At 34.4% G+C, this 13,314-nt stretch carries 14 protein-coding genes; 3 read left to right on the plus strand and 11 right to left on the minus strand.

Annotation, left to right across the window (positions count from 1 at the left end; genetic code table 11):
* Positions 1 to 24: 24 nt before the first annotated feature.
* Positions 25 to 771: a 3-oxoacyl-[acyl-carrier-protein] reductase gene (fabG, locus tag EKM01_RS05705; RefSeq protein WP_126459494.1), complete on the minus strand. Its 747-nt coding sequence runs from the start codon at positions 769 to 771 to the stop codon at positions 25 to 27.
* Positions 772 to 1,165: 394 nt separating this feature from the next.
* On the opposite strand from fabG, the gene EKM01_RS05710 reads away from it, so the two are divergent.
* Positions 1,166 to 2,356 (plus strand): cytochrome-c peroxidase, encoded by a 1,191-nt coding sequence (locus EKM01_RS05710; protein WP_126767333.1) that lies wholly within the window; start codon positions 1,166 to 1,168, stop codon positions 2,354 to 2,356.
* Positions 2,357 to 2,405: 49 nt separating this feature from the next.
* On the opposite strand, the gene EKM01_RS05715 is transcribed toward EKM01_RS05710, so the two are convergent.
* From EKM01_RS05715 to EKM01_RS05760, 10 genes are all read right to left on the minus strand, one after another.
* A complete protein-coding gene (locus tag EKM01_RS05715) occupies positions 2,406 to 2,828 on the minus strand; it encodes a hypothetical protein (protein WP_126459488.1) in 423 nt (140 codons plus the stop codon).
* Between the two features lie 214 nt (positions 2,829 to 3,042).
* A complete protein-coding gene (gene sucD, locus EKM01_RS05720) occupies positions 3,043 to 3,915 on the minus strand; it encodes a succinate--CoA ligase subunit alpha (RefSeq protein ID WP_126451553.1) in 873 nt (290 codons plus the stop codon).
* Positions 3,916 to 4,009: 94 nt separating this feature from the next.
* Positions 4,010 to 4,372 (minus strand): nuclear transport factor 2 family protein, encoded by a 363-nt coding sequence (locus tag EKM01_RS05725; protein WP_126451552.1) that lies wholly within the window; start codon positions 4,370 to 4,372, stop codon positions 4,010 to 4,012.
* Between the two features lies 1 nt (position 4,373).
* Positions 4,374 to 5,303, minus strand: a complete 930-nt coding sequence (locus EKM01_RS05730; protein WP_126767335.1) for a UDP-3-O-(3-hydroxymyristoyl)glucosamine N-acyltransferase — start codon at positions 5,301 to 5,303, stop codon at positions 4,374 to 4,376.
* 72 nt (positions 5,304 to 5,375) lie between these two features.
* Positions 5,376 to 5,942 (minus strand): elongation factor P, encoded by a 567-nt coding sequence (gene efp, locus EKM01_RS05735; protein ID WP_126767338.1) that lies wholly within the window; start codon positions 5,940 to 5,942, stop codon positions 5,376 to 5,378.
* 30 nt (positions 5,943 to 5,972) lie between these two features.
* Complete coding sequence (lpxA, locus tag EKM01_RS05740; RefSeq protein WP_126451549.1) at positions 5,973 to 6,758, minus strand: acyl-ACP--UDP-N-acetylglucosamine O-acyltransferase; 786 nt, start codon at positions 6,756 to 6,758, stop codon at positions 5,973 to 5,975.
* A 70-nt stretch (positions 6,759 to 6,828) separates the two neighbouring features.
* Complete coding sequence (locus tag EKM01_RS05745) at positions 6,829 to 8,217, minus strand: bifunctional UDP-3-O-[3-hydroxymyristoyl] N-acetylglucosamine deacetylase/3-hydroxyacyl-ACP dehydratase (RefSeq protein ID WP_126460118.1); 1,389 nt, start codon at positions 8,215 to 8,217, stop codon at positions 6,829 to 6,831.
* Positions 8,210 to 9,253: a UDP-3-O-(3-hydroxymyristoyl)glucosamine N-acyltransferase gene (gene lpxD, locus EKM01_RS05750; protein WP_126451547.1), complete on the minus strand. Its 1,044-nt coding sequence runs from the start codon at positions 9,251 to 9,253 to the stop codon at positions 8,210 to 8,212. The genes EKM01_RS05745 and lpxD overlap by 8 nt, the downstream gene beginning before the upstream one ends.
* Positions 9,254 to 9,292: 39 nt before the next feature.
* Positions 9,293 to 10,522: an HD domain-containing protein gene (locus EKM01_RS05755; protein WP_126568898.1), complete on the minus strand. Its 1,230-nt coding sequence runs from the start codon at positions 10,520 to 10,522 to the stop codon at positions 9,293 to 9,295.
* Positions 10,523 to 10,642: 120 nt separating this feature from the next.
* A complete protein-coding gene (locus EKM01_RS05760) occupies positions 10,643 to 11,437 on the minus strand; it encodes a DUF1080 domain-containing protein (protein WP_126767341.1) in 795 nt (264 codons plus the stop codon).
* A 235-nt stretch (positions 11,438 to 11,672) separates the two neighbouring features.
* Between EKM01_RS05760 and EKM01_RS05765 the strand changes: the two genes are divergently transcribed.
* Positions 11,673 to 12,182 (plus strand): GbsR/MarR family transcriptional regulator, encoded by a 510-nt coding sequence (locus tag EKM01_RS05765; protein WP_126553340.1) that lies wholly within the window; start codon positions 11,673 to 11,675, stop codon positions 12,180 to 12,182.
* Between the two features lie 13 nt (positions 12,183 to 12,195).
* Positions 12,196 to 13,302 (plus strand): efflux RND transporter periplasmic adaptor subunit, encoded by a 1,107-nt coding sequence (locus EKM01_RS05770; protein ID WP_126553342.1) that lies wholly within the window; start codon positions 12,196 to 12,198, stop codon positions 13,300 to 13,302.
* The last annotated feature ends 12 nt before the right edge of the window (positions 13,303 to 13,314 follow it).

A 13,314-nucleotide genomic window follows, 5' to 3' on the forward strand; every position in this document is an offset into this window, starting at 1 on the left:
GTTTTACAATCTTATAATTAAATTTTAGGTAAGCATTCCTCCGCAAACATTCATAACCTGTCCCGTTACATACGCACTCATATCCGAAGCAAAGAAAAGACACGCATTAGCAACATCTTCAGTAGTTCCGCCACGTTTCAAAGGAATTCCATCTCTCCATCCTTTTACAACATCTTCATTTAACTTAGCGGTCATTTCCGTTTCTATAAATCCCGGAGCAATTACATTACAACGAATGTTACGAGATCCTAATTCCAATGCTACAGATTTAGAAAAACCAATAACTCCCGCTTTAGAAGCCGCATAATTCGTTTGTCCTGCATTTCCTTTCACTCCTACTACTGAACTCATATTGATAATTGAACCTGAACGTTGTTTCAAGAAAGTACGTTGAATGGCTTTAGTCATATTAAAAACCGATTTCAGGTTAACATCAATAACTTGATCAAAATCGCCTTCAGACATTCGCATCAATAAGTTGTCTTTAGTAATTCCGGCATTGTTTATCAGAATATCGACTGTTCCGAATTCAGCTAAAACCGCATCTACAAGAGTTTGTGCTTCATTAAAATCGGCTGCATTTGATTGATATCCTTTGGCTTTAATCCCTAAAGCGTTCAATTCATTTTCAAGAGCCAAAGCTGATTCAACAGATGAACTGTACGTAAAAGCAACATTTGCCCCATTTTTAGCAAAAACTTCTGCAATTCCTTTACCAATTCCACGGCTTGCGCCAGTAATTATAACAACCTTTCCTTCTAGTAATTTCATGTTCTAAAATTAATTTAATATTTATTTGAAGCTATTCCTGCTATCCGTTTCAATCTTTTTCTCTTGTTCTCCTCCTCGCTTTTCAAACGAAATCGAACTGACAAGAAAAAGGATTTCCACTTCTATCAGGGCTAATTTACACTTGTCAAATATAGCAATAATTGTGGGTTGAAAAAAAAATACATCTTCAATTAAACCTTTTATAAAAAAAATTGTCCTAAAACTTAGTAAAACTGTTTGACATGATTAAAGCTTCAAAATGTTTAGATGTAATCATAATAAAATTACTAGATTTGAAATTGACTCTAATTATAAAAAAAAGTAAAAAAACAATCTAAAATACAAGAAACCCAAATAGAATCAACGACCTCATTTTTTAACTTAACCAATTGATATGAACAAGCTCTCTTCCTTATTATTTTTTGTAGGATTACTCGTTTTTACAGCTTGTAGCAAAAATGAAAGCAATGAAACAACTGTGATTGCCGATTCCTATCCCAATGTGACTGCTACTTTTCCTGGTAAAATTGATTTAAATAATTTGAGTAATTATGCTAACCAAATTATCCCTTCTTACATAACTAAAGATAACACTGCAGGAAATCCAGTAACTGACAAAGGAGCTACATTAGGTCGGGTTCTATTTTATGATAAAAACTTATCCTCAAATAACACAATTTCCTGTTCTTCCTGCCACATTCAAGCAAATGCTTTTGGAGATGTGGCTATTGCCAGCGACGGAATAAACGGAAAGACCACCAGACATTCTATGAGATTGGTGAATTCTAGATTTTCAAGAGAAAACAAGTTTTTTTGGGACGAACGGGTAGCCACATTAGAGTTACAAACGACACAACCTATTCAAAATCACATTGAAATGGGTTTTAGCGGAACCTTAGGTGATGCAAACTTGATAGTACTAATTTCAAAATTGCAAAACATTGGGTATTACAAAGAATTGTTTAAATATACGTATGGCTCTGAAATCATTACTGAAAGCAAGATTCAGCTGGCTTTGGCGCAATTTATTAGAAGCATCCAATCCTTTGATTCTAAATATGATGCTGGAAGGGTATTAGTTGCAAACGACGGCCAACCCTTCACCAACTTTACGACACAAGAAAATCAAGGTAAAAATTTGTTCCTGGCGCCTCCGGTTTTTGACGCAACCGGAAACAGAACTTCTGGAGGAGTAGGATGTGCAGTTTGCCATGCCGCACCTGAATTTGACATTGATCCCAATACAAAAAACAATGGTATTATAGGTATTTTAAACGCCCCGGGAATTGACATCACAAACACAAGAGCACCTTCATTGAGAGATTTGGTAAAACCAAACGGAAGTTCTAATGGTTTATTTATGCATACGGGAAATTTAACAACACTACAAAATGTTATTGGGCATTATGGAAGTATCAATTTAGCTCCCGGAAATACAAATTTGGATCCAAGATTAGCGCCAAATGGTTTTGGGCAAAAATTAAATCTTACTGCTCCCGAAGTTAATGCTCTTGTCGCTTTTATTCAAACATTATCAGGAACTAATGTATATGTAGATACAAAATGGTCGACACCATTTAAATAAAAAAAGCCCCAAATAGGAGCTTTTAAATTATTTAAAAAAACGGATTGTATTAAAAAGCTACATTCCATTTTGGTAATCTTCCATTTTCGTCTAGAAAGTTTTGTAAAACTTGTCCTTCTACGAATGTTGGAATCACTTTAGTTTTATCGTTGAATGTCTCATACCAAACCACTTCTAGCGTGCTGATCTCTTCAATTTTCATTTGCGCTGGCCAAGAATATTTTCTTCCTGTTTTAGCAAATTGGTGTCCTTCAACAATTTTTTCTTTTAGACCACCGTTTTTAATTTTCAAAGTTCCGTTATTTTGGACAGTTCCGGTAGAACCCACCATAATCAACTCTTTCTCTTCTGCTACGGCATATACTAAAAATATTCCAGATCCTTCTGAAGCATTACAAACTTCGGCTAAACTATCTTCTGTAGTGAATGAAAACTGATTGGTAACTTTGAATTTTTTTAACTCTTTATACATTTTTTTTATTTTAATTTGAATTGGCTTTAGCAAAAAAATACCTCACAAAATCGTGAAGTCCATTAGAAACCATTCGTTTATGTTTACTTTTATTAGGATTACATCTGAAAAACAGATTTATTTAATAAAGTGCAAAGATATTTCTTTAATTGAATTTATAATAAAAAAGCCCCACAAAATGTGAGGCTTTTAAAATATTTAATTAGAGTTTAGATTAACCTAAAACTTCTTTTACTTTTTTACCAATTTCCGCTGGAGAATCTACTACGTGAATACCACATTCTCTCATGATTTGCTTCTTTGCTTCAGCAGTATCGTCAGATCCACCTACGATTGCACCTGCATGTCCCATTGTGCGTCCTACTGGAGCGGTAACTCCTGCAATGAATCCTACAACTGGTTTACGGTTACCATCAGCTTTGATCCAGTGAGCTGCATCCGCTTCTAATTGTCCGCCAATTTCACCTATCATTACAATACATTCTGTTTCTGGATCGTTCATTAATAATTCAACAGCTTCTTTTGTTGTAGTTCCAATGATTGGGTCTCCACCAATACCAATAGCGGTAGTGATTCCTAATCCTTGTTTAACTACTTGATCCGCTGCCTCATAGGTTAATGTTCCCGATTTAGAAACAATACCAACAGTTCCTTTTTTGAAAACGAAACCTGGCATAATACCAACTTTAGCTTCACCCGGAGTAATTATTCCTGGGCAGTTAGGTCCTATTAGACGAGCATTTCTTTCTTTTACGTAACTATTTGCTTTTATCATGTCAGCCACAGGTATTCCTTCAGTAATTGCAATAATTACTTTTATACCTGCATCTGCAGCTTCCATTATTGCATCAGCAGCAAAAGCCGGTGGAACAAAAATGATAGTTGTATCAGCTCCTGCTTGTTCTACAGCATCTTTTACAGTATTGAAAACGGGTCTGTCTAAGTGAGTTGTTCCTCCTTTTCCTGGAGTTACGCCACCAACAACGTTAGTACCGTACTCAATCATTTGAGAAGCATGGAAAGTTCCTTCACTTCCTGTAAAACCTTGAACAATTATTTTGGAATCTTTATTAACTAAAACACTCATGATATATTTTTTATGTAGTTTTTAAAATTGTTATGCAAAAGTATAAAATAGTAAGCAGTAATCAGTGTTCAGTGTTCAGTTTTTTGACACTAAATTAGGATAATTGACTCATTTGATACCCTCTGTATAATTTATTGTCTTTTATTTCCCAAATAGCTATAAAATGTGCTAATAACATCTCTTCTCTTGGATTTTCAATTGTTTTGACAAAATGAGAATAGCGCACGGAAATTAAATTATTTTCACCAATAATATGGCTTATTCGAACTTTAGAACGAACATACGCTTTGCTTAAATCATTAGATAAATTTAATAAAGAATTATAATCCAACTGAATGAATCCTTTGCTGCTATTCCATTCTACTATTACTTCCGGGTGCAAATAATCTTTGATGACTTCGCTGTCGATTAAAGCATCTGATTTATAAAATTGTTGAACGATTTCTTTTGCAGACATATTATTTTAGTTTAGTAAGAATTTCTGGTATCTTTTTAATATTGGCCAGTTGCTTCAATTTTTCTCTTGATTCCTCAATTGGCGTTCCAAAATAGGATTTACCTCCTTCTACTGATTTTGTAACTCCGGTTTGCCCTAGAATAACAGCCTTTGCTCCTATTGTAATTCCGCTGGTAGTTCCTACTTGTCCCCATATTGTAACTTCATCTTCTATAATAACGCATCCGGCAATTCCGGTTTGTGAAGCAATTAAACATTTTTTTCCAATCACGGTGTCATGACCTACATGCACCTGATTGTCAATTTTTGTGCCTTCACCAATAATAGTATCGCCAGTAACACCTTTGTCAATTGTACAAAGCGCTCCAATTCCCACATTGTCTTTGATGACCACTCTTCCGCCGGAAAGTAATTGATCGTATCCTTCGGGACGTTTTTTATAGTAAAAAGCATCGGCACCCAAAATTGTTCCTGCGTGAATGATTACATTATCACCAATTACGGTATAATCATAAATAGAAACATTAGAATGTATCACACAATTTTCTCCAATGACAACATGATTTCCAATAAATGTATTGGGCTGTATTACAGTTCCTTCACCTATTGAAGCTGAAGCAGCTATTGAAACATTTGAATACTGAAAAGGTTTAAAGTGTTTTGTTAATGTGTTAAAATCCCTAAACGGATCATTAGAAATAAGTAATGCTTTTCCATCAGGACAAGCTACATTTTTATTGATTAAAACTATAGTTGCCGCTGAGTTTAACGCTTTATCATAATACTTAGGATGATCTACAAAAACAATATCACCAGATTCGACAACATGAATTTCATTCATTCCCAAAACAGGAAAATTAGCATCACCAACATATTCACAGTCGATGATAGTTGCAATTGCTTCTAAAGAGTAAACTTTTTGGAATTTCATTTATTATTTAGTATTCAGTGTTCAGTGTCCAGTGTCCAGTATATCTGATTACTGAACACTAATTACTGCAAACTATTCTTTAACTCGTTCCATATAAGAACCTGATGCAGTATCTATTTTAATTTTATCTCCTTCATTGATAAACAAAGGTACATTTACAGTGGCTCCTGTTTCAACAGTTGCTGATTTTGTTGCATTTGTAGCAGTATTTCCTTTGATACCTGGTTCCGCATAAGTCACTTCAAGAATTACAGATGCCGGCATATCTACAGAAAGAGGTAAATCAGTCTCTGTATTGATACTTACCATTACATTTTCGCCTTCTTTTAATAATCCTGGGGAATCCAATATATTTTTATTCAAGAAAATTTGCTCAAAGGTTTCTGTATTCATAAAATGGAATTCATCACCTTCCGGATACAAATATTGAAATTTATGATTTTCAACTCGAACTTCTTCGATTTTATGACCCGCAGAAAAAGTGTTATCCAATACTTTTCCGTTTGTTAAACTTCTTAATTTAGTTCTAACGAAAGCTGGTCCTTTTCCTGGTTTTACATGAAGAAATTCAATTATTTTGTAGATATCGTTGTTGTATTTAATACACAATCCGTTTTTAATGTCTGATGTAGATGCCATTTTTATTTTTATTTGTTGATTTGTTGATTCTTAATAATTTCCTGAATAGCCTTTCATTACACCTCTTGAGGAGTTTCGAATAAAATCAATGATTTCATCTCTTTCCGGCGTGGCCTCCATTTCAGCTTCAATAATACCCAAAGCTTGCGTGGTATTATAATTTTTTTGGTACAGAATTCTGTAAATATCTTGAATTTCTCTGATTTTTTCTGTTGTAAAACCACGTCTTCTTAATCCCACAGAATTAATACCTACATACGACAAAGGTTCTTTTGCGGCTTTGGTAAACGGGGGAACATCTTTTCTTACTAAGGATCCACCAGAAATCATGGCATGATCTCCAATATGGATAAATTGATGAATGGCAGCCAATCCTCCAATAACGGCATATTTACCAACGGTTACATGACCAGCCAGAGCGACTCCGTTTACAATAATAGCATTATCACCTATGTGACAATCGTGGGCAATATGCGCCGTTGCCATTACCAAACAATTATTACCTAAGGTAGTCTGTCCGGAGGCTATTGTTCCCCTATTGATGGTCACACATTCTCTTATGGTACAATTATCTCCAATAATTGCTAAAGAATCTTCTCCGCCAAATTTTAAATCCTGTGGAACTGCTGAAATTACTGCACCAGGGAATATATTACAATTTTTTCCTATTCTTGCGCCTTCCATTATGGTAACGTTAGATCCTATCCAAGTGCCATCCCCAATAACTACATTATTATGGATGGTTGTAAACGGTTCAATGACAACATTCTTGGCGATTTTAGCGCCGGGATGAACATATGCTAGTGGTTGATTCATATTCTTTGTTTAATCGTTTAACTGTTTAATCGATTAACCGAATACACGATTAACCAAATCAACAAAAAAATTACTGTTTCTTAGCAATTTGGGCCATCAATTCTGCTTCAGCAACCAGTTTTCCATTTGCATACGCATTTGCTTGCATATGACAAATACCTCGTCGGATTGGCGTAATTAAATCGCATTTAAAAATCAAAGTATCGCCTGGTAATACTTTGTGTTTAAATTTAACATTATCTATTTTCATAAAATAAGTCAAATAGTTCTCCGGATCCGGAACCGTGCTTAAAACAAGAATCCCTCCTGTTTGCGCCATGGCCTCCACAATTAAAACACCTGGCATAACCGGAGCTTCAGGAAAATGACCTACAAAAAAGTTTTCGTTCATGGTTACATTTTTCATTCCAACCACATGAGTTTCTGACATTTCGATAATTCTGTCAATCAATAAAAATGGGGGTCTATGAGGCAGAACTGCCATGATTTTATGAATGTCCATCAATGGTTCCTGATGTAAATCAAAAACAGGAACATAATTTCGTTGTTCAATTTTTATGATTTTAGCCATTTTCTTCGCAAATTGTGTATTGACAAAATGTCCCGGTTTGTTAGCTATTACCTTACCTTGTATTTTAGTTCCAATTAAAGCTAAATCACCTATTACATCAAGTAGTTTGTGTCTTGCCGCTTCATTCGGATAATGCAAAGTCAGATTGTCTAAAATACCATTTGGTTTAACCGTTATTTGCTCTTTTCCAAAAGCGAGTTTCAAACTTTCCATTGTAGTGGCTGATATTTCTTTATCAACATACACGATAGCATTATTTAAATCACCTCCTTTTATCAAACCGTTCTCTAAAAGAGATTCTAATTCATGCAAGAAACTGAAGGTTCTTGACTCAGATATCTCCGTTTTGAAATCAGAAATATTTTTCATAGTCGCATTTTGAGTTCCTAAAATTTTAGTCCCAAAATCAACCATTGCAGTAACGCAGTAATAATCACTTGGCATCACTAAAATTTCGCTGCCTGTGGCTTCATCAGTAAATGAAATAACTTCTTTTACTATATATACATTCCTTTTTGCACTTTGTTCTTCGATACCCGCTTTTTCAAGAGCTTCAACAAAGAATTTAGAGGAGCCATCCATTATTGGTAGTTCAGAAGCATTCAATTCTATGATGACATTATCTAAGTCACAACCCGTCAATGCCGCTAAAACATGTTCTGGTGTTTGAATTTTTACCCCTAACTTTTCTAAATTGGTTCCTCTTTGTGTATTTACTACATAATTTGCATCAGCTTCCACAATAGGTTGTCCCTCTAGATCTACTCGAACAAAAGTAAAACCATTATTGACTGGAGCAGGTTTAAAAGTCATTTTCACTTCTTTACCTGTGTGTAATCCAACTCCAGTTAGAGAGATTTCTGTTTTGATGGTCTTCTGTTTAACCATTTTTTCCATTTTTTTGGTTTAAAATTTGTTTTTTTAATTCTTCGATTTCTGCAACAATTTTGGGTAAATTCTTGAAATGAACGTACGATTTACTAAAATCATTGTACCCAAATGCGGGACTTCCTTGTAAGATTTCATTATCTTTAATATTCCTTCCTACACCACATTGCGCTTGAATTCGTACATTATTGCCAATGGTTAGGTGTCCAGAAATTCCAACTTGGCCACCAATCATTCCGTTTTTGCCAATTTTAGTTGAACCCGCAACACCGGTTTGCGCCGCTATTACCGTATTCTCCCCAATTTCAACATTGTGCGCAATTTGAATTTGATTGTCCAGCTTCACGCCTTTTCGTATAATAGTTGAACCCATTGTGGCTCTATCTATTGTAGTACAAGACCCAATATCAACATTGTCTTCAATAATAACATTTCCTATTTGTGGGATTTTAGTGTAAGTTCCGTCTGGATTAGGTGCAAAACCAAAACCATCTGAACCTATTATAGCTCCGGAATGTATCGTACAGTTATTCCCTATTATGGTCTCTGAATAAATTTTTGCACCAGCAAATAGAATAACATTATCCCCTACTACTACATTATCACCCAGAAAACAATTGGGATAAATTTTTACGTTTTCTCCTAAAACGACATTTTGACCTACATAACTAAAACTCCCTAAATATAAACTTTCCCCATATTTAACGCTGTCCGAAAGGAAAGAGGGTTGTTCTATCCCACTTTTATTTAATTTTACCTGATTGTAAAATTCTAATAATTTAGAAAATGCGGAATACGCATCAATCACTTTAATCAAAGTTGTAGTAATTGGTGCCTCTGCTATAAAAGTATCATTAACAATTGTTACAGATGCTTTAGTAGAATAAATATAATTCTGATACTTGGGGTTTGACAAGAAAGTTAGTGATCCTTCGATGCCTTCTTCGATTTTTGATAATCTAGAAACTTCTGCCATGGGATTTCCTACAACTTCACCTTCTAAAATCCCTGCTATTTGTTCTGCTGTAAATTTCATCCCGACAAAAATATAAAAAATAGGTTTTAAATACTGAATTTATAACAGTTGTTTTGGAAAACATATGTAATATTTAGTAACGGATTTAGATAATGATTTCAAATTCAATTGATCAGAGGCATCCACAACGTCTTCAATTGTTTTGTCTTTATTCAAAATCCGTATGGGTTCTGCCTGTTTGCTGTAAGCCTGATTTTTTATTTTTCCTCTAAAAATAAAATAGTTTGTTTCTTGTAAAGAAATATGATGCTCTGCTGCAAAACGTTCTTTCAACGGCTGTAATTCTTCCAAAGTGACTTTTTCACTCGTCAATTTTATTTTTAATAAATCACGGTTGACAATCATTTTACTCAAAGACGACAGAATAAAATCATCCTCTTTTTGCCAAGCTTTTAAAGCCCCAATAATATCAAAATCATCTAATTGTGCAAATAAATCTAACCTCCGAGCATCAAATGTGTCCATCGTAACTTTATTTTCTATAAAAAAAGACAATGGCTTGCTGCAAGGCAATTGTACTCCTTTTAAGGTCAACTCTTTAGCTCTTTTTAGGACTTTCGTCAAAATTAACTCGGCCACTAAACTGGTTTTGTGTAAATAAACCTGCCAGTACATTAATCGTCTGGACATCAAGAATTTTTCAACAGAATAAATTCCTTTTTCTTCAATAACCAAAACATCATCCGCAACATTCATCATTTGGATCAATCGTTCTGAATTCACATTGCCTTCTGAAACACCCGAATAAAAACTATCGCGTTTCAAATAATCCATACGATCCATATCCAATTGGCTCGAAATAAGTTGCAGCATAAATTTCCGGTCATATTCCCCCTTGAAAACCTGAATGGCTAGACTCAACTGGCCCTTGAATTCCACATTTAACTGATTCATGAACAATAAGGAAATTTCCTCATGATGTACATCCTCAACGATACTTCTTTCCATAGCATGCGAAAAAGGACCATGTCCTATATCGTGTAACAAAATGGCAATATAGAGTGCATTTTCTTCTTCAGGAGATATTGAAACTCCCTTAAAACGCAATACATCAACCGCTTTTTGCATTAAATGCATACAACCTAAAGCATGATGAAAACGGGTATGATTGGCACCAGGATATACTAAATACGACAAGCCCATCTGGGAAATACGGCGCAAACGCTGAAAATAAGGATGCTGTATTAAATCGTAAATTAAGGCATTGGGTATGGTAATAAACCCATAAATGGGATCATTGAATATTTTTAGCTTATTGATTTGACTCACTATAAGTTTTTTTTTAGGTCAACAAATATAAGTAATTTAGATTTCAAAAACAGAACAATGCTAATTGTGCTGTAGCGCTAAAAAAAACGGAGCGTTTTAGCACTCCGTTGGTATTTAATTTTATAGTTTTCTGATCCAAATATTTCGGAATTGATTTTTAGAATCATGATCCTGAAGCGAAATAACATCCTCTCCATGAGCCGAGGGATAATTATGCAAACCGATGTAAAGTGTCAACCCGTTTATTGTAGTATTATTTTGGACTAAAACACCATTCAAAAACACGGTAATTCTTGCTGGAGCATCAATTTTACCATCTGCTTTGAAGCGAGGTGCCGTATATATTACATCATAAGCATTCCATTCTAATGGTGTTTTTACAGCGTTTACTAAAGGTGGATGATCTTTATAAATACTTCCTGCCTGGCCATTACTATAGGTTCTGTTATTATAGGAATCCAATATTTGTAATTCATATCTGTTTTGGAAAAATACGCCACTGTTTCCTCTTGCCTGTCCCCCATCTAAAACAACATCCGGCGCGCTCCATTCCAAATGCAACTGACAATCCCCAAAAACCATTTTAGTTTGAATGGCTCCGGTACCCGGAACAACTTCCATGTAATCTTGATCAACAATTTTCCATCCTGCCGGCTTATTTATATCTTTCTGGCTCACCCATTGCGCTAAATTTTTACCGTCAAATAAAATAATCGCATCCGAAGGCGCATTTCCAAGGGTTTTAGCAGGCGTAATACCTTTTACTTCTGGTTCCCAAATTTCAGTCATTTCCGGTTTCATTGACATTGGGGAAACCTCTGGCGGAGTGTTCACATAATTGTGTTGCGCCATAACTGCTGTTGCAGAGAATAAGGAAATCATTAATAAAGAGTTCTTGAAGTTTTTAGATTTCATAGTAAAATTCATTTGGTTTAATAAAATATGGATAAATGTTCGCTTTTCAATATTAAGCATTTTTTTTTTACCAACTAACTTTTAATCTAATTATCACTAAATAAGGAATAAACTTTAGATTTTTATTATTGAAGCAGTAACTTTATTAACTACAAGTTATTAAATAAATTAACATAAATTTAAGTTCTCTAAGTTCGGTAAATGCCGAACTGAATATTACTTTTGCAAAAAAATTATGAACAATATCCCTAAAGAAAGAGAAGAACTTATAGAAATGTTCGGAATTCATTTTGAGTTACTGTATAATTTATCTCCGCTTGGCTCCAGAATTCTAGGACTATTAATAATCGATGGCTGCAAAAAGGGATTAACCTTTGAAGAAATAGTTGAAAAACTGGGCGCCAGTAAAAGTTCGATTTCTACGAACTTGAATCTGCTGCTAAAAATGGACAAAATAAATTATTATACGTTAACTGGTGATCGAAAAAAATATTTCAAATCCAGTCCATTTAGCGAAAGACTGACTAATTATCTAAAAATACTTGATTTTGAAAAACAAATAATCGAAAAATTGCAGGCGTACCGTGAAAAAAACATTTCATGTCCTGAAGAGCAGTGCAATCTGGAAAATACAAAAGCATACAAAAAACATGTAATAGAAGTCGAAGAATTATTGATTAAAACCATCCATAAATTCAAAGAAATAGAAAATAATAATAGTAAAATAATAATTAATCAATTTTAGTAAATAGTCCCAGATGAAAAAAAAATATTTTATAAGTGTAATTTTATTATCAATAAGCTTGCTCTCCTGCAAAAAAGAAACGGCTAAAACGGCTCCTTCTGTTATGTCCTACAAAGTGGTTGAGATAGCAACCTCTAATACAACTTTATTAGCTGAATATCCTGCGAGTTTAGAAGGCGTTACCGATATAGATATTCGTGCAAAAGTAGATGGATATATTCAAAAAATATATGTACAAGAAGGACAAGAAGTTAAAAAAGGGCAATTGCTTTTTAAATTAGAGACTCAAACAGCAACCCAGGAAGCTGGCGCTGCAAAAGCAAAAGTTGCGGCTGCTCAAGTGGAGGTAAATCGTTTAATCCCTTTGGTAGAGCGTGACATCATCAGTGATGTGCAATTAGAAACGGCTAAAGCAAATTTAGCTAGTGCTAAAAGTACGTATCAAAGTATCGTTGCCAGAATTAATTATGCTACTATAAAAAGTCCTGTTAACGGAATTGTAGGAACTTTACCTTTAAGACTTGGAAGTTATGTAAGCAGCCAAACTGTTGAACCTTTAACCCGAATTTCGGATGTGAGCACGATTTATGCCTATTTTTCAGTAAATGAAAAAGAACAATTGGATATCATGATGAATACTCCAGGAAAGTCATTTCAAGAAAAAATAAACAAAATGGAAGCGGTAAATTTAATTTTAAGCAATGGGATGCAATATGAACAAAAGGGTAAAATTGAAACCTTTAGCGGACAAGCCAACACACAAACAGGATCGTTTAATGTACGAGCACGTTTTACAAACGGAAACAAATTGTTGCGTTCTGGAGAAAGTGGAACGATACAAATCCCTACACATTTAGAGGATGTTATTGTCATTCCTCAAAATGCAACATTAGAATTACAAGACAAACGCATTGCACTTGTTGTGGATAAAAACAACAAAGTGCAAGCAATCCCAATTGAAGTTCGCGCAATTCCTGGAGGTCAATTTTTTGTAGTGGATAGCGGATTAAATGTAAACGATAAAATACTTGTTGAAGGAGTGGGGATAGTAACTGAAGGAACCCTCATTAAGGCTGAAATTATTGATTTTAAAACTATCATCAATCCAACAAAAAAGTAATTCAGAAACTAA

The sequence above is a fragment of the Flavobacterium sp. RSP46 genome (assembly GCF_003984825.1).
Classification (GTDB): domain Bacteria; phylum Bacteroidota; class Bacteroidia; order Flavobacteriales; family Flavobacteriaceae; genus Flavobacterium.

What these genes read in the sequence shown, in the direction of transcription:
- fabG (WP_126459494.1), bottom strand. Translation starts at nt 771, where the DNA reads ATGAAATTACTAGAAGGAAAGGTTGTTATAATTACTGGCGCAAGCCGT.
- EKM01_RS05710 (WP_126767333.1), top strand. Translation starts at nt 1,166, where the DNA reads ATGAACAAGCTCTCTTCCTTATTATTTTTTGTAGGATTACTCGTTTTT.
- EKM01_RS05715 (WP_126459488.1), bottom strand. Translation starts at nt 2,828, where the DNA reads ATGTATAAAGAGTTAAAAAAATTCAAAGTTACCAATCAGTTTTCATTC.
- sucD (WP_126451553.1), bottom strand. Translation starts at nt 3,915, where the DNA reads ATGAGTGTTTTAGTTAATAAAGATTCCAAAATAATTGTTCAAGGTTTT.
- EKM01_RS05725 (WP_126451552.1), bottom strand. Translation starts at nt 4,372, where the DNA reads ATGTCTGCAAAAGAAATCGTTCAACAATTTTATAAATCAGATGCTTTA.
- EKM01_RS05730 (WP_126767335.1), bottom strand. Translation starts at nt 5,303, where the DNA reads ATGAAATTCCAAAAAGTTTACTCTTTAGAAGCAATTGCAACTATCATC.
- efp (WP_126767338.1), bottom strand. Translation starts at nt 5,942, where the DNA reads ATGGCATCTACATCAGACATTAAAAACGGATTGTGTATTAAATACAAC.
- lpxA (WP_126451549.1), bottom strand. Translation starts at nt 6,758, where the DNA reads ATGAATCAACCACTAGCATATGTTCATCCCGGCGCTAAAATCGCCAAG.
- EKM01_RS05745 (WP_126460118.1), bottom strand. Translation starts at nt 8,217, where the DNA reads ATGGTTAAACAGAAGACCATCAAAACAGAAATCTCTCTAACTGGAGTT.
- lpxD (WP_126451547.1), bottom strand. Translation starts at nt 9,253, where the DNA reads ATGAAATTTACAGCAGAACAAATAGCAGGGATTTTAGAAGGTGAAGTT.
- EKM01_RS05760 (WP_126767341.1), bottom strand. Translation starts at nt 11,437, where the DNA reads ATGAAATCTAAAAACTTCAAGAACTCTTTATTAATGATTTCCTTATTC.
- EKM01_RS05765 (WP_126553340.1), top strand. Translation starts at nt 11,673, where the DNA reads ATGAACAATATCCCTAAAGAAAGAGAAGAACTTATAGAAATGTTCGGA.
- EKM01_RS05770 (WP_126553342.1), top strand. Translation starts at nt 12,196, where the DNA reads ATGAAAAAAAAATATTTTATAAGTGTAATTTTATTATCAATAAGCTTG.